This window comes from Bradyrhizobium sp. T-12 (assembly GCF_058314695.1).
The window spans coordinates 395,087-417,315 of sequence record NZ_CM177756.1 but is presented as its reverse complement, the minus strand read 5'-3'; the positions used below and the strand labels follow the sequence as shown (position 1 = coordinate 417,315).

18 protein-coding genes are annotated in these 22,229 nt (G+C 65.0%); 3 read left to right on the top strand and 15 right to left on the bottom strand.

Features of this window, described 5'->3' with window-relative positions; all coding sequences use genetic code 11:
- Window positions 1-4 precede the first annotated feature (4 nt).
- The 3 genes from AC0WRY_RS02015 to AC0WRY_RS02005 all read right to left on the bottom strand — a co-directional run bounded on the left by AC0WRY_RS02015 (window position 5) and on the right by AC0WRY_RS02005 (window position 3,143).
- Window positions 5-877: a F0F1 ATP synthase subunit gamma gene (locus AC0WRY_RS02015; protein ID WP_194405449.1), complete on the bottom strand. Its 873-nt coding sequence runs from the start codon at window positions 875-877 to the stop codon at window positions 5-7.
- A 176-nt stretch (window positions 878-1,053) separates the two neighbouring features.
- Complete coding sequence (atpA, locus tag AC0WRY_RS02010) at window positions 1,054-2,583, bottom strand: F0F1 ATP synthase subunit alpha (RefSeq protein WP_194405448.1); 1,530 nt, start codon at window positions 2,581-2,583, stop codon at window positions 1,054-1,056.
- Window positions 2,583-3,143, bottom strand: a complete 561-nt coding sequence (locus AC0WRY_RS02005; RefSeq protein WP_194405447.1) for a F0F1 ATP synthase subunit delta — start codon at window positions 3,141-3,143, stop codon at window positions 2,583-2,585. Before AC0WRY_RS02005 ends, atpA begins: the two co-directional genes overlap by 1 nt.
- Window positions 3,144-3,827: 684 nt before the next feature.
- Between AC0WRY_RS02005 and AC0WRY_RS02000 the strand changes: the two genes are divergently transcribed.
- Window positions 3,828-4,328 carry a septal ring lytic transglycosylase RlpA family protein gene (locus AC0WRY_RS02000; protein ID WP_194405446.1) on the top strand — a complete coding sequence of 167 codons (501 nt, stop codon included), beginning with the start codon at window positions 3,828-3,830 and terminating at the stop codon, window positions 4,326-4,328.
- A gap of 249 nt (window positions 4,329-4,577) precedes the next feature.
- On the opposite strand, the gene AC0WRY_RS01995 is transcribed toward AC0WRY_RS02000, so the two are convergent.
- Window positions 4,578-6,788, bottom strand: coding sequence for a primosomal protein N' (locus AC0WRY_RS01995; protein ID WP_194405445.1), 2,211 nt, complete (start codon window positions 6,786-6,788; stop codon window positions 4,578-4,580).
- Between the two features lie 121 nt (window positions 6,789-6,909).
- Here AC0WRY_RS01995 and AC0WRY_RS01990 point away from each other — a divergent pair, with 121 nt between their 5' ends.
- Window positions 6,910-7,875, top strand: a complete 966-nt coding sequence (locus tag AC0WRY_RS01990; protein ID WP_194405444.1) for a tyrosine recombinase XerC — start codon at window positions 6,910-6,912, stop codon at window positions 7,873-7,875.
- A 245-nt stretch (window positions 7,876-8,120) separates the two neighbouring features.
- On the top strand, window positions 8,121-8,708 hold the full coding sequence (locus tag AC0WRY_RS01985) for a DUF4337 domain-containing protein (RefSeq protein WP_194405443.1): 588 nt from the start codon (window positions 8,121-8,123) through the stop codon (window positions 8,706-8,708).
- 164 nt (window positions 8,709-8,872) lie between these two features.
- On the opposite strand, the gene AC0WRY_RS01980 is transcribed toward AC0WRY_RS01985, so the two are convergent.
- From AC0WRY_RS01980 to thpR, 11 genes are all read right to left on the bottom strand, one after another.
- Window positions 8,873-9,403, bottom strand: coding sequence for a hypothetical protein (locus AC0WRY_RS01980; protein ID WP_194405442.1), 531 nt, complete (start codon window positions 9,401-9,403; stop codon window positions 8,873-8,875).
- A 33-nt stretch (window positions 9,404-9,436) separates the two neighbouring features.
- Window positions 9,437-10,837 (bottom strand): dihydrolipoyl dehydrogenase, encoded by a 1,401-nt coding sequence (lpdA, locus tag AC0WRY_RS01975; RefSeq protein WP_194405441.1) that lies wholly within the window; start codon window positions 10,835-10,837, stop codon window positions 9,437-9,439.
- A 57-nt stretch (window positions 10,838-10,894) separates the two neighbouring features.
- Window positions 10,895-11,656, bottom strand: coding sequence for an SDR family oxidoreductase (locus tag AC0WRY_RS01970; protein WP_194405440.1), 762 nt, complete (start codon window positions 11,654-11,656; stop codon window positions 10,895-10,897).
- Between the two features lie 52 nt (window positions 11,657-11,708).
- The gene (gene odhB / locus AC0WRY_RS01965; protein WP_211415077.1) at window positions 11,709-12,944 is read right to left on the bottom strand and encodes a 2-oxoglutarate dehydrogenase complex dihydrolipoyllysine-residue succinyltransferase; all 1,236 of its coding nucleotides are present in this window, start codon (window positions 12,942-12,944) and stop codon (window positions 11,709-11,711) included.
- 162 nt (window positions 12,945-13,106) lie between these two features.
- On the bottom strand, window positions 13,107-16,079 hold the full coding sequence (locus AC0WRY_RS01960; RefSeq protein WP_194405438.1) for a 2-oxoglutarate dehydrogenase E1 component: 2,973 nt from the start codon (window positions 16,077-16,079) through the stop codon (window positions 13,107-13,109).
- Window positions 16,080-16,216: 137 nt separating this feature from the next.
- A complete protein-coding gene (sucD, locus tag AC0WRY_RS01955) occupies window positions 16,217-17,101 on the bottom strand; it encodes a succinate--CoA ligase subunit alpha (protein WP_194405437.1) in 885 nt (294 codons plus the stop codon).
- A 36-nt stretch (window positions 17,102-17,137) separates the two neighbouring features.
- Complete coding sequence (locus AC0WRY_RS01950) at window positions 17,138-17,617, bottom strand: DUF1579 family protein (protein WP_194405436.1); 480 nt, start codon at window positions 17,615-17,617, stop codon at window positions 17,138-17,140.
- 4 nt (window positions 17,618-17,621) lie between these two features.
- Complete coding sequence (sucC, locus tag AC0WRY_RS01945) at window positions 17,622-18,818, bottom strand: ADP-forming succinate--CoA ligase subunit beta (protein ID WP_194405435.1); 1,197 nt, start codon at window positions 18,816-18,818, stop codon at window positions 17,622-17,624.
- A 205-nt stretch (window positions 18,819-19,023) separates the two neighbouring features.
- Window positions 19,024-19,992: a malate dehydrogenase gene (gene mdh / locus AC0WRY_RS01940; RefSeq protein ID WP_008145224.1), complete on the bottom strand. Its 969-nt coding sequence runs from the start codon at window positions 19,990-19,992 to the stop codon at window positions 19,024-19,026.
- A 251-nt stretch (window positions 19,993-20,243) separates the two neighbouring features.
- On the bottom strand, window positions 20,244-21,428 hold the full coding sequence (zapE, locus tag AC0WRY_RS01935) for a cell division protein ZapE (protein WP_194405434.1): 1,185 nt from the start codon (window positions 21,426-21,428) through the stop codon (window positions 20,244-20,246).
- Between the two features lie 111 nt (window positions 21,429-21,539).
- A complete protein-coding gene (thpR, locus tag AC0WRY_RS01930; protein ID WP_194405433.1) occupies window positions 21,540-22,076 on the bottom strand; it encodes an RNA 2',3'-cyclic phosphodiesterase in 537 nt (178 codons plus the stop codon).
- Window positions 22,077-22,229: the final 153 nt, after the last annotated feature.

The following is a 22,229-nucleotide window of genomic DNA, read 5'->3' as shown; positions in this document are numbered from 1 at the left end:
GTCCTTAGACGGCTTCGGCGCCCGAGATGATTTCGATCAGTTCCTTGGTGATCTGCGCCTGACGCGTGCGGTTGTAGACCAGCGTCTGCTTGCGGATCATCTCACCGGCGTTGCGCGTCGCGTTGTCCATCGCGCTCATCTGCGCGCCGTAGAACGAGGCGTTGTTCTCGAGCAGCGCGCGGAAGATCTGGACCGCGAGATTGCGCGGCAGAAGACGGGTGAGAATCTCGTCCTCTTCCGGCTCGTATTCGTAAGACGTCGTGTTGGCGGCAGCGGCCGTCTCGACCACCAGCGGAATGATCTGCTGGGCGGTCGGGATCTGCGCGATCACCGAGCGGAAGCGCGAATAGAACAGCGTGCAGACGTCGAACTCGCCGTTGTCGAACCGCGCCAGAACCTTCTTGGCGATCTCCTCGGCATTGACGAAGCCGAGCTGGCGGACGCTGCGCAGGTCCATGTGCTCGACGATCTGCTTGTCGAACAGGCGGCGGAGCTGCTCGTAACCCTTGCGTCCGACGCAGAAGAATTTGACTTCCTTGCCCTGCGCCATCAGCGCCTGGGCGCGCTCGCGGGCGAGACGCACGATCGACGAATTGAAAGCGCCGGACAGGCCGCGCTCGCCGGTGCAGACCAGCAGCAGGTGAACCTGATCCTTGCCGGTGCCGGCCAGCAGAACCGGCGCGCCGGGCGAGCCCGCCGCGGCGCTGGCGATGTTGGAGATCACCGCGCTCATCTTGTCGGCGTAGGGACGCGCGGCTTCCGCTGCGGTCTGCGCGCGGCGCAGCTTGGAGGCCGCGACCATCTGCATGGCCTTGGTGATCTTTTGCGTCGCCTTGGTGGAGGCGATGCGGACGCGCATGTCTTTAAGTGACGCCATTCTTCGTCCCCGACGGTTCGATCTCTCGGATCAAGCCGCTAGCCTATCTCTGTCGTCATGCCCGGGCTCGTCCCGGGCATCCACGTCTCGCCTCCCACACCGTAAGGCGTGGACGGCCGGGACTTCAGTTGCGAAGACGCGCTTCGCTCTTTGACCCGGCCATGACGGCGTTCTTCTTACGCGAAGCTCTTCGCGAAACCTTCGACCACCGACTTCAGCTTGGCAGCGGTGTCGTCGGTGAGGTCGCGGGTGTCGCGGATCGAATTGAGGATGTCGGCGTTCTTGCCGCGCAGCAGCGACAACAGGCCATCCTCGAACGCGCGCACCTTGTTGACCGGGAGCGGATCGAGATAGCCGTTGGTGCCGGCCCAGATCACGCAGACCTGCTCCTCCATCTTCAGCGGCGAGAACTGCGGCTGCTTCAGGAGCTCGGTCAGGCGCGAACCGCGGTTCAGCAGGCGCTGGGTCGAGGCGTCGAGGTCGGAGCCGAACTGCGCGAACGCCGCCATTTCGCGGTACTGCGCGAGCTCACCCTTGATCTTGCCGGCGACCTTCTTGGTGGCCTTGGTCTGCGCCGACGAACCGACGCGCGACACCGACAGACCGACGTTCACCGCGGGACGGATGCCCTGGAAGAACAGGTCGGTTTCCAGGAAGATCTGGCCGTCGGTGATCGAGATGACGTTGGTCGGGATGTAGGCCGACACGTCGTTGGCCTGGGTTTCGATGACCGGCAGAGCGGTCAGCGAGCCGGAGCCCTGGTCCTTGTTCAGCTTCGCCGCGCGCTCGAGCAGGCGGGAGTGCAGATAGAACACGTCGCCGGGATAGGCTTCGCGGCCCGGCGGGCGGCGCAGCAGCAGCGACATCTGGCGATAGGCGACGGCCTGCTTGGACAGATCGTCATAGATGATGACGGCGTGCATGCCGTTGTCGCGGAAGTACTCGCCCATGGTGCAGCCGGTGAACGGCGCGATGTACTGCATCGGCGCCGGATCGGATGCGGTGGCGGCGACGACGATCGAATATTCGAGCGCGCCCTGCTCTTCCAGAACCTTCACGAACTGAGCGACGGTCGAACGCTTCTGGCCGACCGCGACGTAGACGCAGTACAGCTTGATGTTCTCGTCGGGCTGCGCGTTGAGCGGCTTCTGGTTCAGGATGGTGTCGAGCGCGATCGCGGTCTTGCCGGTCTGACGGTCGCCGATGATCAGCTCGCGCTGGCCGCGGCCGATCGGGATCAGGGCGTCGATCGCCTTGAGGCCGGTCGCCATCGGCTCGTTCACCGATTTGCGCGGAATGATGCCGGGCGCCTTGACGTCGACGCGCATGCGCTTGTCGGCCTGGATCGGACCCTTGCCGTCGATCGGATTGCCGAGACCGTCGACAACGCGACCGAGCAGGCCCTTGCCGACCGGGGCGTCCACGATGGCGCGGGTGCGCTTGACGGTCTGGCCTTCCTTGATCTCGCGGTCGGCACCGAAGATAACGACGCCGACGTTGTCGGTTTCGAGGTTCAGCGCCATGCCGCGGGTGCCGTTCTCGAACTCGACCATTTCACCGGCCTGGACGTTGTCCAGACCGTAGACGCGAGCGATACCGTCGCCGACGGACAGCACCTGTCCGACTTCGGAGACTTCAGCTTCCTGGCCGAAATTCTTGATCTGGTCCTTGAGGATCGCGGAAATTTCCGCGGCGCGGATGTCCATCAGCCTGCCTCTTTCATCGCGTGCTTGATCGAATTGAGTTTGGTGCGAAGCGAACCATCGACCATGCGGCTGCCCAGCTTGACGACGAGGCCACCGATGATCGCGGGATCGACTTTCACGTTCAGCGCGACGTCCTTGCCGGTCACCGACTTCAGGGCAACCTTGAGGGCGTCGAGATTCTTGTCAGAGAGCGCTTCCGCCACCGTGACGTCGGCCGTCGTCTCGCCCTTGAACTTGGCGACGAGGGCGCGGTAGGCGCGGATGACGTCCGTCACCGCGAACAGGCGGCGGTTGGCGGTCAGCACTTTGAGGAAATTGGCGGAGATGCCGGCGATGCCGGCCTTGGCCAGCACGGCCGACAGGGCCTTGGACTGGGCGTCGGCGGCGAACACCGGGCTGCGAACGAGGCGCGTGAGATCGGCGCTTTCGTTCAGCAAGCCCTCGAATTTCTCGAGGTCGGCCTTGACCTCGTCGACCACTTTCTGGTCGCGGGCCAGGTCGAACAATGCCGTTGCATAACGGCCGGACACACCGGAAACGGACGTATCTTCTGCAGCCACAGACGCGCTCTTTTTGCTGTCAAACTCGCAAGGGAAAAACCGTCGCCACAAAGCGGCGCCTAGCGATCCAAGCCCTTGGAATTCAAGCGGGACTTCGATTTTCGACCAGCACGGGACGTGCCGGGCTCGTTAAAATCGCGGCTTTGCTAACATAGCAGGCGCGCAGGTGCAACATGACGCCAAATTAAAGGCACGAGGTTCTGTCGCCAGTTCGTCGCACGCTGCGAGACACCGAACACTGCCTGATCCAAGGATCGATCACGAAGGGATCAAGGACTTGGGTGACGGGCTACCGTGTCGCGGAATGGTTTGAGCCCGGCCGCCCTCAACTCCCCCGTTGGTTCCTGCCTCCAGCGCATAGCGGCCATGAACACGGATCGCTGAGGCGTGATTCCGACGTCCGTTGCTCCCCGCCCCGAATACTTACCCAATTCTAAACAATGAAAACGATAACTTCGTTTTACAGTATTTCGAAGTAATCACCTGCTTAACAAATCGTTAAAAGCGAAGATTTGGAGATGCAAGCTGAATATCCTGCGCCGGTAACAAGATGTTTCATGACGACACGGAACGGATTTACTGCCCAATTCACGCCGCATTGGGAATCGAAACGCGAACCCGCTCACAAACTGATGGGGGCTCCACTAGCCACATATGTGGCAATACTAGCTTAGGGACCACTAAATGCTGTCTTTGAAGACGCTGGGCCTTGTTACCCGGCCGCGTACGGCGATCGCTTTCGTTGCCGCAACTCTCCTCATCGGTGGAACTGCCACCGAAGCTTCCGCCAAATCCCGGCATCACCGGCATCATCACCACCGCCACCACGCCCAGACCGATACCAACGCGACCTCCGATTGGCGCAACGCCAACGCGTCGATGAATCCGACCTCGGGCGGCGGCCACAGCTTCTCCGGCATGGCCTCCTATTACGGCAACGAGTCCGGCAGCCGCACCGCCTCGGGCCAGCGCTTCAACCAGAACGCCCTGACCGCGGCGCACCGCTCGCTGCCGTTCGGCACCAAGCTGCGCGTCACCCACCGCGGTTCGAGCGTCATCGTCACCATCAACGACCGCGGCCCGTTCATTCGCGGCCGGGTTCTCGACCTCTCCACGGGTGCGGCCCGCGCCATCGGCCTCACCGGCGCCGGCGTCGGCCGCGTCACCGCGGAAGTCGTCTCCTAAGGCGCGTTAGCGCCTCAGTGATCGCGCAGTTTTCCATCAGTTTGCTGCGCGAATAAAACAAGCCCGCGGTCTTGGGGGACCGCGGGCTTTTTTTCGTGCTGTCATTGCCGCTGGTCTCCCGGACAAGCTGCAACGTGTGAGCGTTGCGGCGCAGAGCCCAGGAGCCACGAAGTCCGCTCCGCATGGTCCCGGCTCTGCAGTGCACCGCTGAAGAAGCGCTGCGCTGCGTCCGGGGCACGAGACCATTTCCTACAAAAAGCTCTGCGGATCGACGTCGACTTCGAGCTTCTGATTGCCCGTCGGCTTCGGGCACACCGCGAGCCAGTTGCGCAAATAGTCCGACAGGTCGAAACCGCGGGCCGATTTCACCAGGATGCGGAAGCGGTAGCGGCCCTTGATCACGGCGAGCGGCGCTTCCGCAGGTCCCAGCACCACGACGCGCTCGTCGCGCGGCGCGAGCGCGACGAGACGGCGGCCGAGACCTTCGGCGCTCGGGCGGTCGCCGGCGGAGATGATCAGGCTCGCGAGCCGGCCGAACGGCGGATAGAGCGTCCTCTCGCGCAGGTCGATCTCGCTATCGTAGAAGGCCTCGCGGTCGCAGGCGATCAGCGCCTTCATCACGGGATGGTCGGGCTGGTGCGTCTGCAAATAGCCGACGCCGCGGCCCTGCTCGCGACCGGCGCGGCCGATCACCTGGTTGAGCAATTGCCAGGTGCGCTCCGCCGCGCGCGGATCGCCGTTGCTGAGGCCGAGATCCGCATCGACCACGCCGACGAGGTTGAGCCGCGGAAAATTGTGGCCCTTGGCGACGAGCTGCGTGCCGATGATGATGTCGACGCGACCCTCCGCGATCTCGGCGAGTTCTGAGCGCATCGTCTCGATCGAGGTGATGAGATCGCTCGACAGCACCATGGTGCGTGCCTGCGGGAACAGCGCGGCCGCCTCCTCCTGCAGGCGCTCGACGCCGGGCCCGACCGCGACCAGCGATTCCTCCGCCGCGCAATGCGGACAGGTCGGCGGCCGCGGCATCGAGAAGCCGCAATGGTGACAGACGAGTCGCTGGCGGAAACGGTGATCGACCAGCCAGGCATCGCAGATGGTGCAGGCGAAGCGATGGCCGCAAGCCCGGCACAGCGTCAGCGGCGCATAGCCGCGGCGATTGAGGAACAGCAGCGCCTGCTCGCGCTTTTCGATCGCGGTCCTGATCTCGCCGGCAAGCCGCGGCGAGATGAAGCGGCCGCGGGCGGGCGGCTCGCGGCGCATGTCGATGGCCTCGATATGCGGCATGTGCTGGCCGCCGAAGCGCGAAGGCAGCGCGACGCGCTGATAGCGGTTCTTGCGCGCATTGACCTCGGACTCGACCGACGGCGTCGCCGACGCCAGCACGACCGGAATCCTGGCGATATGCGCGCGTACCACCGCCATGTCGCGGGCGTGATAATGCACGCCGTCGTCCTGCTTGTAGGCCTGGTCGTGCTCTTCATCGACGACGATCAGCCCGAGATTGGCGTAAGGGAGAAACAGCGCCGAGCGCGCGCCGACCACGACCGGCGCGGTGCCGGAGGAGATCGCCGCCCAATTGCGCGCACGTGTGCGCGGGGTCAGCTCGGAGTGCCACTCGATCGGGCGCACGCCAAAGCGCTGCGCGAAGCGATCGAGGAACTGGCCGGTGAGCGCGATCTCCGGCATCAGGATCAGCGATTGTTTTCCGCGGCGGATGGTTTCAGCGACGGCCTCGAAATAGACCTCGGTCTTGCCCGAGCCGGTGACGCCGTCGAGCAATGCGACATGGAACGTGCCGTTGGCCGCGAGCGCGCGCATCGCATCCACGCCGGCCCGTTGCAGCGGCGAAAAATCCGGCCTGCCGAACTCCGGATCGGGGCTAGGTGGCGGCGCAGGCGGCGGCATCGGCTCGACCGTGAGCGTGCCTTCGTCGACGAGGCCGTCGATCACGCCCGAGGAGACGCCGGCTTCCTTGGCGGCTTCCGACTTGCCGTGCAGCAGCCGGTCCGACAGCACCTCGAGCAAGCGCGCCCGTGCCGGCGTCAGCCTCTTCGGCGGATCGCCGGTGAGGCGCACGCCGGGACGCACCCGCTCGGGGCCGAGATTCTCGCCCATCCGCAGGCACATGCGCAGCACCATGCCGCGTGGGCTCAGCGTGTAATTGGCGACCCAGTCGACCACGGACCGCAGCTCGGGCTTGAGCGGCGGGATGTCGAGCTTCTCGCTGACCTCCTTGAGGCGGTTGTGCAGGCGCGGATCCGGATTGGCGTTCTCTCCCCAGACCACGCCGAGCACCTCGCGCGGCCCCAGCGGCACGCCGACGAGATCGCCCGCCTTCAGCTCCATCCCGCGCGGCACCTTGTAGGAATAGGTCTGGTCGAGCGCAACCGGCACCAGCACGTCGACCATGCCGGTCGCGTTGGTGGGGGCGGCGTTGCTGCGCGACGAATGGTCCATCAACGGTCTTTGCAGGGAGAATCGGAACCTGGAGCGCCAAGGCTAGCGCCCTGGGGCGGCCTTAGCGAACAGTAAACGGGTGTGATGCGATATACTGAGCGGAATCAATCCGTCCAGAGCGATGAGCAAAGCCGCCGCACCCCAAATCGAGTTCGCCAGCGCCGATCCCTCGATCGCGCAGGAGATGACGCGCTGGCTGTCGCATCTCGGCGCCGAGCGACGGCTGTCGCCGAAGACGCTGGAAGCCTATGGCCGCGATTTGCGGCAATGCCTGGATTTTCTCTGCGCCCATTGGGGCGAGCGCGTCACGCTGAAACGTTTCGCCGCGCTGGAAGCAACCGACGTGCGCGCCTTCATGGCGATGCGCCGGGCCGACGACATCGCCGGCCGCAGCCTGATGCGCGCGCTGGCAGGCCTGCGCTCGTTCGGACGGTTTTTGGAGCGCGAGGGCAAGGGCAAGGTCGGCGCGCTCTCCGCGATCCGCGCGCCGAAAGTCGCCAAGAGCTTGCCGAAGCCGCTGCCGATGGCATCCGCCAAACGTCTTGCCGATGCCGACGAGCGCGCCGGCGAGGATCGCGAGACCTGGATTCTCGCGCGCGACGCAGCCGTGATGGCGCTCCTGTATGGCTCGGGCCTGCGCATCTCCGAGGCCTTGGGGTTGAAGCGCCGCGAGGTGCCGAAGCCCGGCGAAGGCGACGTGCTGATCGTCACCGGCAAGGGCAATAAGACCCGCATGGTGCCGGTGCTGCAGAACGTGCTCGAGCTGGTGCAAGAGTACGTTGCGATGTGCCCCTATCCGCTGCCGGCAGAGGGGCCGATCTTCGTCGGCGCGCGCGGCGGTCCCTTGAGCCCGCGCATCATCCAGCTCGCGATGGAGCGGCTGCGCGGCGCGCTTGGGCTGCCCGACAGCGCCACGCCGCACGCGCTCCGTCATTCCTTCGCCACGCATCTGCTCTCGCGCGGCGGCGACTTGCGCGCCATCCAGGAATTGCTCGGCCATTCCTCGCTCTCGACCACCCAGGTCTATACCGGCATCGATTCCGAGCGCTTGCTGGAAGTCTATGCCAGCGCCCATCCGCGGCGCTGAAGTCTCACGATTTATCGTGCCCCGGACGCGGCGCAGCGCTCCTTAGCGGTGCGCTGCAGAGCCGGGGCCTATCCCACCGCGTGATCGCCTGTAGCTTCTGGGTCTCGGCTCAGCAGCGCAGCGTTGCACGCTGCGCTGCGTCCGGGACACGAGAGCTGCTGACACACCGACGTCACAACGCGCGTGCCTCTTGCGCAGGCCGCACGGTTCGGTCAATCGTTGCGGAACCGAAGCGGAGGGGAATCATGAGCGCACACGAAAGCATGGAGCATGCCGAGCACGCCGAACACGCGTCCGGCTCCAACAAGAAGATCGCGCTCCTGATCGCGGTGCTGGCGCTGTTCCTGGCGGTCTCGGAGACGCTCGGCAAGGGCGCCCAGACCGAATCGATCAGCAAGAATGTCGAGGCGGCCAACCTCTGGGCGTTCTTCCAGGCCAAGAGCATCCGCCGCACCGTGGTGGTGACCGCGGCCGAACAGGGCAAGCTCACGCTCGCCACCGCGGACGAGGCGCAGAAGCCCGCCGTGCAGAAGCAGGTCGAGGACTGGACCAAGACGGCGCAGCGCTACCGCTCCGAGCCCGAGACCGGCGAAGGCACCGAGCAGCTCGCCGAGAAGGCCAAGCATGCCGAGCACGACCGCGACGAGGCGACCGCGAAATACCACCATTTCGAGCTGGCCTCGGCCGCCTTCCAGATCGGCATCGTGCTGGCCTCGGCCACCATCATCACCGGCATGTTCGCGCTGGCCTATGTCAGCGGCATCCTGACGATCGCCGGCCTCTTCATGACCGCGCTCGGCCTGTGGTGGCCGCATCTGCTGCATCTGCATTAGTCGGTGCGTGTGGCGCGCCGTTTGACGCCACACAGACAGTGTCATGCCCCGGCTTGACCGGGGCATCCAGTACGCCGCGGCTTCTCGGTTCAATCATTGACGTCTCTGGGATACTGGATCGCCCGGTCAAGCCGGGCGATGACAGCCGAGCGTGTGGCTGGCAACTATCGCGCCTGGTGAACGCTCTTCCTGAAGCGCTGGATCAGACGCAGCGTACGGGCGGACCAGCCTTCGCCGTTGCCGGCGATCAGCTCGCGGATGCGCTGCTTGATGGGATCGACCAGCTCGGCGGCCTTGGCGCGGATCTTCAGCACGAGATCGTAGATCCGCTCGAACCAGTGCATCTCCAAGAGCTTGTCGCGCGTGACGTCGAACACGAAGGCGGTGACGCCGACGCCGAGCAGTTTTGCGAACAGGAACGTGGATACGCCGGTCATCCAATATTCGTGGGTGAGCAGCCACAGGCCGATCAGCTTGAGCGGGAACAAGGGGATGATCGGCACGGCGAAGATGATCAGCGTCGCCGCCGGCGACAACGCGTCGACGCGCTCCGTCAGCCACTGCTTGAAGCGCGCCAGCGGAATCGCCGCGACAACGCGCGCGACGATCGGCTCGAGATGGTCCCACAGCCAGGCTTCGATCAGGAAGATGATCGCAAGCAGGACCCAGACCGGTTGAAGAAGGCGGCGCAACATGTGTTTCCCGCCCGATTCGGCGCTGGGCGCTTGCTACATATGGATGGCCCGCTTGCCGACTGCAAGCGCGGCTTCCTTGATGGCCTCCGACCGGGTCGGATGGGCGTGACAGGTGCGCGCGAGATCTTCCGCGCTGCCGCCAAACTCCATGAGAACGGCCGCCTCGTGGATCATTTCGCCGGCCTCGCGGCCGATAATGTGCACGCCGAGCACACGATCGGTCTTCGCATCTGCGAGAATCTTCACGAAGCCGTCAGTGGTCTGATTCACCTTGGAGCGGCCGTTGGCGGTGAACGGAAACTTTCCGACGGTATAGGCGGTGCCCGCCTGCTTCAGCTCCTCCTCGGTCTTGCCGACGGAGGACACTTCCGGCGTGGTATACACGACGCCCGGAATCACATCGTAATTCACGTGGCCGGCCTGGCCGGCGATGATCTCGGCGACCGCAACGCCTTCATCCTCGGCCTTGTGCGCCAGCATGGGCCCAGCGACGACGTCGCCGATGGCATAGACGCCCTTCAGGCTGGTGGCGAAATGCGGATCGATCTGCACGCGGCCGCGCGCGTCGAGCGCGACGCCGGCTTCCTTCAGGCCGAGCGCCTCGGTGTAGGGCACGCGGCCGATGCAGACGAGCACGACATCGGCGTCCAGCGTCTCGGCCGCGCCGCCGGCGGCCGGCTCGATCGTCGCCTTCAGCGACTTGCCGGAGGTGTCGACGCCGGTGACCTTGGCGCCGAGCTTGAACGCAAAGCCCTGCTTCTCGAGGATGCGCTGGAATTGCTTGGCGATCTCGCCGTCCATGCCGGGCAGGATGCGGTCCAAGAATTCGACGACGACGACTTCGGCGCCGAGACGGTGCCACACCGAGCCGAGCTCGAGGCCGATCACGCCGGCGCCGACGATCAGGAGCTTGCCGGGGACCTTGTCCAGCGACAGCGCGCCGGTCGAGGACACGATGCGCTTCTCGTCGATCTCGATGCCCTTGAGGCGCGCGATGTCCGAGCCGGTGGCGATCACGATGTTCTTGGTCTCGACCACCTGCGACTTGCCGTCGGCGGAGACTTCGACCTTGCCGGTGCCCAAGATCTTGCCGGTGCCCTTGAGCACGTCGATCTTGTTCTTCTTCATCAGGAACTCGACGCCCTTGACGTTGCCGTCGATGCCCTGCTGCTTGAAGTTCATCATCGCGGGCAGATCGAGCTTCGGCGCGGAAACGCTGACGCCCATCTTGGCGAAGGAGTGGCCGGCTTCCTCGAACATTTCCGACGCGTGCAGCAGCGCCTTCGACGGCATGCAGCCGACATTGAGGCAGGTGCCGCCGAGGGTGGCGTTCTTTTCGACCACGGCGACTTTCATGCCGAGCTGGCTGGCGCGCACCGCACAGACATAACCGCCAGGTCCGGTGCCGATGACGACGAGATCGTAGGTAGCCATGAGAGAAAGTCCCGTGAGTTTAACGTGATGAGGATGCGTCAGCGTCCGCGCGGCGCCTCAGCGTCCGCCGGACACATCGAGAGTGGCTGCGGTGATGTAGGAGGCCTCGTCCGACATCAGCCAGATGATGGCGTTGGCGATCTCGTCGGCGGTGCCGACGCGCTTCATCGGCACCATATGGGCCAGGCGATGGTGCCGGTCGGGCTCGCCGCCGGAGGCGTGGATTTCGGTGTCGATCAGGCCGGGGCGAATGCCCGCGACACGAATGCCCTCGCCGGCGACCTCATAGCCGAGACCGGTGGTGAAGGAATCGATCGCGCCCTTGGACGCGGCATAATCGACATAGGTGTTGGGCGCGCCGAGCTTGGCGGCGACCGACGACAAATTGACGATGACGCCGCCCTGGCCGCCATGCCTGGTCGACATCCGCTTGACGGCTTCGCGCGCGCAGAGGATCGAGCCGGTGACGTTGACCGCCAGCACGCGCTGGATGCGCTCGGCCGACATCTCGTCGACCCGCACGCCGCTGGTGCCGACGATGCCGCCATTGTTGACGAGCGCCCCGAGCGTGCCGAACTTGTCGGCCTCCTTGAAGAGGTCGATGATGTCGCGCTCCTCGGCGACATCGCATTTCACCGCAACGGCCTTGCCGTTGCTGGCCTCGATCGTAGCGACCACCTCGTCGGCGGCCTTCTTGTTGCTGGCGTACCCGACCACGACGCGATAGCCGCGCGCGGCCGCCGCAAGCGCAGTCGCCCGCCCAATGCCGCGGCTGCCGCCGGTGATGACAACGACTTTATCGGTCACGCGCGCCTCCATGGTTCGACACGCGCCGTCGCAAGTAGCGACGGCGCTCGCAGAGCATCAGGAATCAGAGATCGAGCACCAGGCGCGCCGGATCTTCCAGGCTCTCCTTGACGCGCACCAGGAAGGTGACGGCTTCCTTGCCGTCGATGACGCGGTGATCGTAGGACAGCGCCAGATACATCATCGGGCGGACCTCGATCTTGCCGCCGACGACCATCGGACGCTCCTGGATCTTGTGCATGCCGAGGATGCCGGACTGCGGCGCGTTCAGGATCGGGGTCGACATCAGCGAGCCGTAGATGCCGCCATTGGTGATGGTGAAGGTGCCGCCCTGCATCTCGTCGATCTTGAGCTGGCCGTCACGGGCGCGGCGGCCGAAATCGGCGATGCCCTTCTCGATGTCGGCGATCGACTTGTGGTCGCAGTCGCGCACCACGGGCACGACGAGGCCCTTGTCGGTGCCGACGGCGACGCCGATGTGGTAGTAGTTCTTGTAGATCAAATCGGTGCCGTCGATCTCGGCGTTGACGGCCGGGATGTCCTTCAGCGCCTGCACGACGGCCTTGGTGAAGAAGCCCATGAAGCCGAGCTTGGAGCCATGCTTCTTCTCGAACGCATCCTTGTAGTGCGCGCGCAGCGCCATCACGTTGGTCATGTCGACCTCGTTGAAGGTCGTGAGCATGGCCGCGGTGTTCTGCACGTCCTTGAGGCGGCGCGCGATGGTCTGGCGCAGCCGGGTCATCTTGACGCGCTCTTCGCGGGCGGCGTCGTCGGCCGGCGACGGCGCACGAACCTGCACGGCGGCAGCGGGCTGGTTGACCGGCGTCGGCGCGGAGGCGGCGCGCTCGATCGCAGCCAGCATGTCGCCCTTGGTGACGCGGCCGTCCTTGCCGGAGCCCGGAACGGTGGAAGCGTCGACACCGCTCTCGGCCGAGAGCTTGCGCACTGACGGAGCGAGCGGCGCATCGGCCGGCGCGGCCTTCGCGGCCGGAGCCGGTGCAGCAGCGGCGGGGGCCGCAGCCGCGGCAGGCTTGGCGGGCGCGGCAGCAGGCTTCGCAGCACCGGCACCATCGGTGATCTGGCCGAGCAGCGCGCCGACCGCAACGGTCGCGCCATCAGCGGCGATGATCTCGCTCAGCGTGCCGGCGGAGGGCGCGGGGACTTCGATGGTGACCTTGTCGGTCTCGAGCTCCACCAAGGGCTCGTCGACAGCGACGGGATCGCCGGCCTTCTTGAACCAGCGGCCGATGGTGGCCTCGGTGACGGATTCGCCGAGCGTCGGCACACGAATTTCAGTCATGGTCTTTTCCTTAAGGGATCGCCAATGCGGTCATAGGTCGGTCGTCAATGGCCCGCGAAAAGCAAGCCAACCAGCAAGCCGCGACGTTGCAGTCACGGCGTACCGGGTGCCCCGCCTCGAGCGCGTTGCGCACGAGGCGGGGCATGACGCAGTTCAAAAAGTTCAGCTCAGTGCTTCGTCCAGGAACGCCTTCAGCTGAGCCTGATGCTTGGACATCAGACCCGTCGCGGTCGCGGCGGAAGCGGCGCGGCCGACATAACGCGGACGCCGGCTCGCGCCGTTCACCTGGTTCAGCACCCATTCCAGATAGGGCTCGATGAAGTGCCAGGCACCCATGTTGCGGGGCTCTTCCTGGCACCACACCACTTCGGCCTTCTTGAAACGCGACAGTTCGGCCACCAGCGCCTTCAGCGGCACCGGATAGAGCTGCTCGACGCGCATCAGATAGATGTCGTCGATGCCGCGCTTCTCGCGCTCCTCGTAGAGGTCGTAATAGACCTTGCCCGAGCACAGCACGATGCGGCGGACCTTCTCGTCCGGAACGAGCTTGATGGCCTCGTTCGGCAGCATCTGGGCGTCATCATAGAGGATGCGGTGGAAGGTCGTTCCCTTCGCCAGCTCTTCGAGGCGCGACACCGCCCGCTTGTGACGCAGCAACGACTTCGGCGTCATCATGATCAGCGGCTTGCGGATCTCGCGATGCAGCTGGCGGCGCAGTGCATGGAAGTAGTTCGCCGGCGTGGTCGGGTAGACCACCTGCATGTTGTCTTCCGCGCACATCTGCAGGAAACGCTCGAGGCGCGCCGAGGAGTGCTCCGGTCCCTGGCCCTCATAGCCGTGCGGCAAGAGGCAGACGAGGCCGGACATGCGCAGCCATTTGCGTTCGCCCGAGGAGATGAACTGGTCGAACACGACCTGCGCACCGTTGGCGAAGTCGCCGAACTGCGCTTCCCACAGCGTCAGCGTGTTCGGCTCGGCGAGCGAATAGCCGTATTCGAAGCCGAGCACGGCCTCTTCCGACAGCAGCGAGTTGATGACCTCGTAATGGCCCTGCTCGTTGCCGAGATGGTTGAACGGCGTGTAGCGGTTCTCGGTCTCCTGATCGATCAGGACCGAATGGCGCTGCGAGAAGGTGCCGCGCTCGGAATCCTGCCCGGACAGACGGACATGGTGGTTTTCCTGCAGCAGCGTGCAGAACGCCAGCGCTTCGCCGGTCGCCCAGTCGATGCCGGCACCGGTATCGATCGCCTTGGCGCGATTGTCGAGGAAGCGCTGGATGGTACGGTGGACGCGAAAACCGTCCGGCACCTTGGTGATCTTGCGGCCGATGTCCTTGAGAACGGGCAGGTCGACACCGGTGACGCCGCGACGGGCGTCCTCTTCCTGGTCGGCGATCTTGAATCCGGACCACTTGCCGTCGAGCCAGTCGGCCTTGTTCGGCTTGTAGGAGGTGCCGGCCTCGAACTCGGCATCGAGCCGGGCGCGCCAGTCGGCCTTGAGCTTGTCGACCTCGCCCTCGGTGACCACGCCTTCGGCGATCAGGCGCTTGGAGTAGAGCGTCAGCGTCGAGGGATGGGCCGCGATCCGCTTGTACATCACCGGCTGGGTGAAGGCCGGCTCGTCGCCCTCGTTGTGGCCGTAGCGGCGATAGCACCACATGTCGATGACGACCGGCTTGTGAAACTTCTGCCGGAATTCGGTCGCGACCTTGGCCGCGAACACCACGGCTTCGGGATCATCGCCGTTCACATGGAAGATCGGCGCGTCGATCATCTTCGCCACATCCGACGGATAAGGCGAGGAGCGCGAATAGCGCGGATAGGTGGTGAAGCCGATCTGGTTGTTGACGATGAAGTGCACGGAGCCGCCGGTGCGGTAGCCCTTCAGGTCCGACAGGCCGAAGCACTCGGCAACCACGCCCTGGCCGGCGAACGCGGCGTCGCCGTGCATCAAGAGCGGCATCACCGAGATGCGCATGTCGGGCGGATCGCCGTGCTGGTCCTGCTTCGCGCGCACCTTGCCGAGCACGACGGGATCGACGATCTCGAGATGCGAGGGGTTGGCCGTCAGCGACAGATGGATGCGGTTGCCGTCGAACTCGCGGTCCGAGGAGGCGCCGAGGTGATACTTCACGTCGCCCGAGCCTTCGACCGCGTCGGGGTTGGCCGAGCCGCCCTTGAATTCGTGGAACAGGGCGCGGTGGGCCTTGCCCATCACCTGCGTCAGCACGTTGAGGCGGCCGCGATGCGGCATGCCCAGCACGATCTCCTTCACGCCGAGATTGCCGCCGCGCTTGATGATCTGCTCGAGCGCGGGGATCAGCGCTTCGCCGCCGTCGAGGCCGAAGCGCTTGGTGCCGGTAAACTTGGTGTCGCAGAATTTTTCGAAACCTTCGGCTTCGACCAGCTTCATCAGGATCGCCCGGCGGCCTTCGCGGGTGAACGAGATCTCCTTGTCGGGTCCCTCGATGCGCTCCTGGATCCAGGCCTTCTGCGCGGCGTTGCTGATGTGCATGAACTCGACGCCGAGCGTCTGGCAGTAGGTGCGCTCGCAGATCGCGGTGATCTCGCGCAGCGTGCCGTATTCGAGACCGAGCACGTGATCGAGGAAGATCTTGCGGTCGAAATCGGCTTCACTGAAGCCGTAGGTGCGCGGGTCGAGCTCTTCGCGGTTGCGCTGGGCTTCGATGCCGAGCGGATCGAGCTTGGCGTGGAAGTGGCCGCGCATGCGGTAGGAGCGGATCAGCATCAGGGCGCGGACCGAGTCGCGCGTCGCCTGGAGCAGGTCGCCTGAGGAGAGGCCGGCGCCGCCCTTGTCACCGCCCTTGGCCTGCGCCTTGGCGGCGATCTTGGCACCAACAGCCTTCTCGACTTCCGCCCAATTGCCGTCGAGCGCGGAGGTCAGGTCATCCTGCGGGGTGAGCGGCCAGTTGTCGCGCTCCCAGGACGGGCCTTCCGCGTTCTTGCTGATGTCAGCAGGCGCGTCATTCAGGCTCTTGAAGAACTCCTGCCACTCGGCGTCGACCGAGGAGGGGTCCTTCTGGTAGCGGGCGTAGATTTCGTCGATGTAGGTGGCGTTGGTGCCCTGCAAAAAGGATGACAGGGCAAAGGCTGCGTTCGCGTCCTGGCGAGACATACTTGAGTTCCTGGCGATTTCGGTTCGCGCATAACAAACGGCGCTGGCACCGAGCTCCCCGGCAGAGGCTCGGCGCGACAGGCACCCTTTACCCTATTTGCTGCGAAACTTCGCCCGGAAAAGTACGAAGAAGTGAATTAGCCTTTCAACTTTTCGGCAAGCGTGTGGCCGAGGCGTGCGGGCGACGGGGACACTGTAATCCCTGCCGATTTCATCGCTTCGGTCTTGGAACCGGCGTCGCCCTTGCCGCCCGAAATGATCGCGCCGGCATGGCCCATGCGGCGGCCGGGAGGGGCCGTGACGCCGGCGATGAAGCCGACCATCGGCTTCTTGCGGCCGCGCTTGGCCTCGTCCTTGAGGAACTGGGCGGCGTCCTCCTCGGCGGAACCGCCGATCTCGCCGATCATGATGATCGATTCGGTCTTGGGGTCGGCCAGGAGCATTTCGAGGACATCGATGAACTCGGTTCCCTTGACCGGGTCGCCGCCGATGCCGACCGCGGTGGTCTGGCCGAGGCCTTCCTGGGAGGTCTGGAACACGGCTTCATAGGTCAGCGTGCCCGAACGGGAGACGATGCCGACCGAGCCGGTCTTGAAGATGTTGGCGGGCATGATGCCGATCTTGCACTCGCCGGCGGTCATGACACCCGGGCAGTTCGGCCCGATCAGGCGCGACTTGGAGCCGACCAGCGAGCGCTTGACCCGCACCATGTCGATGACGGGAATGCCTTCGGTGATGCAGACGATCAGCGGGATCTCGGCGTCGATGGCTTCGCAGATCGCGTCCGCCGCGCCCGGCGGCGGCACGTAGATCACCGACGCGTCGGCGCCGGTCTTCTCACGCGCATCGCGCACGGTGTCGAACACCGGCAGGCCCAGATGCGTCGAGCCGCCTTTGCCGGGCGAGGTGCCGCCGACCATCTTGGTCCCATAGGCAATCGCGGCCTCCGAGTGGAAGGTGCCGTTCTTGCCGGTGAAGCCCTGGCAGATGACCTTGGTGTTCTTGTCGATCAGGATGGACATGAGGTCTGCTTTCGCGAAACTAACGGAGTGAGAGGGTCAGTGGATGCGGCGGTAGACGCCGGTGAGCACGTCGGCCCAGCCTTCCGCATCCGGCGAGAACTGGATCTTCAACGAGTAGGAATTCTCATTGATGATTTCGTAGACGTGGCGCGCATTGCCGCGGAGCGAGCCGCGCACCAGCGTCAGGGTCTGGCCGACCCACCCGCCGGACGCGGGCGAGGGCGGCGTGTAGCCGAGCGAGTCGTACCAGAACAGCTTGTAGGTCCGGTCGTCGCGGTCGTAGGTGAAGAGGCCGTGCGTGGCGAAGAGCTGCTTGCCGTCGCGCATCTGGACACTGTCCTGGATCAGATAGAACCCATTGAGGTCCATGCGCGCGACGGTGCGCGATGTCGCCGGCCCGCCCGCCGTCCAGCGCGACGGGAAGACCACCTCTTCGCCATCCCATTCGCCGGCGAACGCGGCGAGGCGCGCATGCTCGGGAAGCGGAGATGATGCGGCGAGATGGTCCTGGGCCATGGCCTTAGCCTCCCTTGACGGCCTTCACGATCTTCTGCGCGGCGTCGTCGAGATTGTCGGCGGGCACCACGTTCAGTCCGGATTCACGGATGATCTTCTTGCCGAGCTCGACATTGGTGCCTTCGAGGCGGACCACCAGGGGAACGCTGAGGCCGACTTCACGCACCGCGGCCGTGACGCCCTCGGCGATCACGTCGCACTTCATGATGCCGCCGAAGATGTTGACCAGGATGCCCCTCACGTTGGGATCGGCGGTGATGATCTTGAACGCCGCTGCGACCTTCTCCTTGCTGGCGCTGCCGCCGACGTCGAGGAAGTTGGCCGGCGACATGCCGTAGAGCTTGATGATGTCCATCGTCGCCATGGCCAGACCGGCGCCGTTGACCATGCAGCCGATGTTGCCGTCGAGCGTGACGTAGTTGAGGTCGTATTTGGACGCCTCGATCTCCTTGGCGTCTTCCTCGGTCTCGTCGCGCAGCGCGAGCACCTCGGGGTGACGGAACAGCGCGTTGTCGTCGAACGACACCTTGGCGTCGAGCACGCGGAGCTGGCCCTGCTTGGTCACGACCAGCGGGTTGATCTCCAGCATCGCCATGTCCTTGGCGACGAAGGCGGTGAACAGCTGCGCGGTGAGCTTCTCGGCCTGCTTGGCGAGATCACCGGACAGCTTGAGCGCATTGGCAACCGTGCGGCCGTGATGGCCCATGATGCCGGTGGCGGGATCGACGGAGAAGGTCACGATCTTCTCGGGATTGTTGTGCGCGACGTCCTCGATGTTGACGCCGCCCTCGGTCGAGACGACGAACGACACGCGCGAGGTCTCGCGGTCGACCAGGAGCGAGAGATAGAATTCCTTGTCGATGTCCGAGCCGTCCTCGATGTAGAGGCGGTTGACCTGCTTGCCGGCGGGGCCGGTCTGGATCGTCACCAGCGTCGCGCCCAACATCTGCTTGGCGAATTCGGAGACCTCTGCGGCCGACTTGGCGATGCGAACGCCGCCCTTGTCTCCGGCCGAGGCTTCCTTGAACTTGCCCTTGCCGCGGCCGCCGGCATGGATCTGGCTCTTCACCACATAGACCGGACCCGGCAGCGCCTTGGCGGCGGCTTCGGCGTCGGCGGCCTTGAGGACCGGCACGCCCTTGGAGATCGGCACGCCGAACTCACCCAGCAACGCTTTGGCCTGATATTCATGGATATTCATATGGTCGCTCCCTGAACCCGCGGGCGGTGACCTCTAGGGCCCACCTCAGTCTTGTGGCTGGCATACCATATACCACAGGAACTGCAACCCGGATTCTTTGACATCGATCTCTGGACTGCCGACCCGAAGCCTGTCCCGACAACCGGGCCCCGGAAATGAAACCGCCGAAGACCGGTTTTCGGGCTTCGGCGGGAATTGCTAGCGCTTAGCGGCCGAGAAGATCGGGGGCGATCTTCTTGCAGGCGTCGACCAGGCCCTGCACGGCACCGACCGACTTGTCGAAGGCCTCGCGGTCCTTGCCGGCGAGCTCGATCTCGACGACGCGCTCGACGCCCTTGGAGCCGATCACGACGGGCACGCCGACATACATGTCCTTCACGCCGTATTCGCCGTTGAGATACGCAGCCGAGGGCAGCACGCGCTTCTTGTCACGCAGATAGCTCTCGGCCATCGCGATCGCGGAGGCGGCGGGCGCGTAGAAGGCCGAGCCGGTCTTGAGCAAATTGACGATCTCGGCGCCGCCGTTGCGGGTGCGGTCGACGATCTCGTCAAGGCGCGCCTGCGAGGTCCAGCCCATCTTGACGAGGTCGGGCAGCGGGATGCCGGCAACGGTGGAATACTTCACCAGCGGCACCATGGTGTCGCCATGGCCGCCGAGCACGAAGGCGGTGACGTCCTCGACCGAGACGTTGAACTCGTCGGCGAGGAAGTAGCGGAAGCGGGCCGAATCCAGCACGCCGGCCATGCCGACGACCTTCTTGTGCGGCAGGCCGGAAGCCTTCTGCAGCGCCCATACCATCGCATCGAGCGGGTTGGTGATGCAGATGACGAACGCGTCGGGCGCATACTTCTTGATGCCGGCGCCGACCTGCTCCATGACCTTGAGGTTGATGGAGAGCAGATCATCGCGGCTCATGCCGGGCTTGCGCGGCACGCCGGCGGTGACGATGCAGACCTTGGCATTGTCGAGCGCTTCGTAGGAGTTGGCGCCGGTGTAATGCGCGTCAAAGCCGTCGACTGGCGAGGACTGCGCGATGTCGAGCGCCTTGCCCTGCGGCACGCCCTCGGCGATGTCGAACATCACGACGTCGCCCAGCTCCTTCAAGCCGATGAGGTGAGCCAGCGTTCCGCCGATCTGACCGGAGCCAATCAAAGCAATCTTGTCGCGCGCCATGTGAGCCTGTCCTTTAGACACGTAAGGAGGGGAAAACTGAGACGGGTGGTTATCCCTTTCGCCTCCCCCGTTCAAGTCGCCCAATGCCCAATTGTCGGGCTTGGCGCGGCCGCGGGCACGCAGCCCTGTCATTCCGGGGCGCGACGAAAGTCGCGAGCCCGGAATCCATCGGTCGGCAGAGCGCGCCGAGCAATGGATTCCGGGCCCCTCGCTTCGCGACGTCCCGGAATGACAGCGCTGGCAAATAGGACTTAAGTCTCCACCAGGCCCTTGGTGGAGCCGCTGGCGGTGGAATCCTTGCGGCCGTGAGCCAGCGCCAGATAGGATTCCGAGCTCATCTCGATCAGGCGCGAGGCGGTGCGCTTGAACTCCATGGCCTCGACGCCCTCGTTGGCGAGGTAGAGCGAGATCGGGTTGGCGTCGGCCGAGGCCATCAGCTTCACCGCATTGTCATAGAGCGCGTCGATCAGCGTGATGAAGCGCTTGGCGGCATTGCGCTGGGAGATATCCATCACTGGAATATGGTCGACCAGGATGGTGTGATAGTCGTGCGCCAGCCTGAGGTAGTCGGATGCCCCCAGCGGCTTCTCGCAGAGATCGGCGAACGAGAACCGCGCCACGCCATGGGCCGAGCACGGCACGTGCAGGATGCGGCCCTTGATCGAGATGTCGCGCGAGCGGCAGGTGGCGCCGCCCGACATCCGCTTCCAGGCGCGGTCGAGGGCTGCATCCGCATCACTATCCGCCGGCGTCAGCCACATCGGCACGCCCTGAAGTTTCTCCAGCCGGAAATCGGTGCGCGCATCGAGCCGCGCGACGTCCATGTGGTCGGTGATCTGCTTGATGAAGGGCAGGAACAGCGAGCGGTTCAGGCCGCCCTTGTAGAGATCGTCAGGCGCGACGTTGGAGGTCGCGACCACGACGGTGCCGAGCTCGAACAATTTTGCGAACAGGCGTCCGAGGATCATCGCGTCCGCGATGTCGGTGACGTGGAATTCGTCGAAGCAGAGCAGCCAGCTCTCCTCGAAGATCGCATTCGCGGTCAGCGCGATGACGTCGCCGTCGGCGATCTCGCCGCGCGCGATGCTCTGGCGATAATCGTAGATGCGCTCATGCACGTCGGCCATGAATTCGTGGAAGTGCGCGCGCCGCTTGTGCTCGACGGTCGCGTGCTGGAAGAACAGGTCCATCAGCATGGTCTTGCCGCGGCCGACCTCGCCATGGATGTAGAGCCCGCGCGGCGCCTCGTCCTTGTCGCTGCTGAACAGGCGGCTGAGCAGCCCCTGCTTGCGCGCGGGCTTGTAGCTTGCGAGCCGCTGGTCGAGCGCCGCATAGGCCTCGGCGACCTCGGCCTGCGCGGCATCCGGCTCGATAGCGCCTGACGCGATCTGGGCCTGATAGGCTTCGCTGAATGGGGAACTGGGGGTCGAGAGCATGGCCCTTACCCGCCAGAGACCGGCGGAAATTGCAAGCCGTGAATTGGTGCGAGGCGCTATGCGTTCCGTGTCCCGGACGCGCTGCGCAGCGTCCGGGACACCAGAGCGGACCTACTCACACAGCTCGTAGGCGTCCTCGACCACATACGGTCCGCCGCCGGTCGAGGCGCGCGAGGAGAACAGCACAAAACGCTCCGCCATGAACGCCTTGCTGGGGAAATAGCCGCGCAGCGAGAGATAGTCGGCGACGTCGCGGTCGGTGGCGTCGTGCAGCCGGGCGAGCGTGACGTGCGGGATGAACTTGCGGCCCTCCGGGTTGAGACCGATCCGCTGCATCATGCGTTCGAGCTCGGCCTGCAACTCCATCAGCGGCTTGCTCGGCGCGATGGTCGCAACGACGGCGCGCGGCTTGCGGCCGCCGAAGCTGGTGAGGCCCTGCACCTTCACTTCGAACGGTTTGCGATCGACGCGAAACAGCATCGAGGCGATCTCGTTGGCGGAGACGCCGTCGATGTCGCCGATGAAGCGTAATGTGACGTGGTAATTTTCGGGATCGATCCAGCGGGCGCCGGGAAGGCCACCCCTCAAGTTGGAAAGCGACTGGCCGATCTCGGCCGGAATTTCCAGACCTGTGAACAAACGCGGCATCGTTTCGCACTCCCGATGCTTGGGTACGATCCTTCGAGCAGGATCATATCCAAATTAGAGCCGGCGACGAATCACCGGTACCCTGATTCCTATCGCAGTTGTGTGACTCTGCGAAGCATCGCACGCCTGACCCCGGGAAAACCCTGGGTATGA

What these genes read in the sequence shown, in the direction of transcription:
- AC0WRY_RS02015 (WP_194405449.1), bottom strand. Translation starts at nt 877, where the DNA reads ATGGCGTCACTTAAAGACATGCGCGTCCGCATCGCCTCCACCAAGGCG.
- atpA (WP_194405448.1), bottom strand. Translation starts at nt 2,583, where the DNA reads ATGGACATCCGCGCCGCGGAAATTTCCGCGATCCTCAAGGACCAGATC.
- AC0WRY_RS02000 (WP_194405446.1), top strand. Translation starts at nt 3,828, where the DNA reads ATGCTGTCTTTGAAGACGCTGGGCCTTGTTACCCGGCCGCGTACGGCG.
- AC0WRY_RS01995 (WP_194405445.1), bottom strand. Translation starts at nt 6,788, where the DNA reads ATGGACCATTCGTCGCGCAGCAACGCCGCCCCCACCAACGCGACCGGC.
- AC0WRY_RS01990 (WP_194405444.1), top strand. Translation starts at nt 6,910, where the DNA reads ATGAGCAAAGCCGCCGCACCCCAAATCGAGTTCGCCAGCGCCGATCCC.
- AC0WRY_RS01985 (WP_194405443.1), top strand. Translation starts at nt 8,121, where the DNA reads ATGAGCGCACACGAAAGCATGGAGCATGCCGAGCACGCCGAACACGCG.
- AC0WRY_RS01980 (WP_194405442.1), bottom strand. Translation starts at nt 9,403, where the DNA reads ATGTTGCGCCGCCTTCTTCAACCGGTCTGGGTCCTGCTTGCGATCATC.
- lpdA (WP_194405441.1), bottom strand. Translation starts at nt 10,837, where the DNA reads ATGGCTACCTACGATCTCGTCGTCATCGGCACCGGACCTGGCGGTTAT.
- AC0WRY_RS01970 (WP_194405440.1), bottom strand. Translation starts at nt 11,656, where the DNA reads ATGGAGGCGCGCGTGACCGATAAAGTCGTTGTCATCACCGGCGGCAGC.
- odhB (WP_211415077.1), bottom strand. Translation starts at nt 12,944, where the DNA reads ATGACTGAAATTCGTGTGCCGACGCTCGGCGAATCCGTCACCGAGGCC.
- AC0WRY_RS01960 (WP_194405438.1), bottom strand. Translation starts at nt 16,079, where the DNA reads ATGTCTCGCCAGGACGCGAACGCAGCCTTTGCCCTGTCATCCTTTTTG.
- sucD (WP_194405437.1), bottom strand. Translation starts at nt 17,101, where the DNA reads ATGTCCATCCTGATCGACAAGAACACCAAGGTCATCTGCCAGGGCTTC.
- AC0WRY_RS01950 (WP_194405436.1), bottom strand. Translation starts at nt 17,617, where the DNA reads ATGGCCCAGGACCATCTCGCCGCATCATCTCCGCTTCCCGAGCATGCG.
- sucC (WP_194405435.1), bottom strand. Translation starts at nt 18,818, where the DNA reads ATGAATATCCATGAATATCAGGCCAAAGCGTTGCTGGGTGAGTTCGGC.
- mdh (WP_008145224.1), bottom strand. Translation starts at nt 19,992, where the DNA reads ATGGCGCGCGACAAGATTGCTTTGATTGGCTCCGGTCAGATCGGCGGA.
- zapE (WP_194405434.1), bottom strand. Translation starts at nt 21,428, where the DNA reads ATGCTCTCGACCCCCAGTTCCCCATTCAGCGAAGCCTATCAGGCCCAG.
- thpR (WP_194405433.1), bottom strand. Translation starts at nt 22,076, where the DNA reads ATGCCGCGTTTGTTCACAGGTCTGGAAATTCCGGCCGAGATCGGCCAG.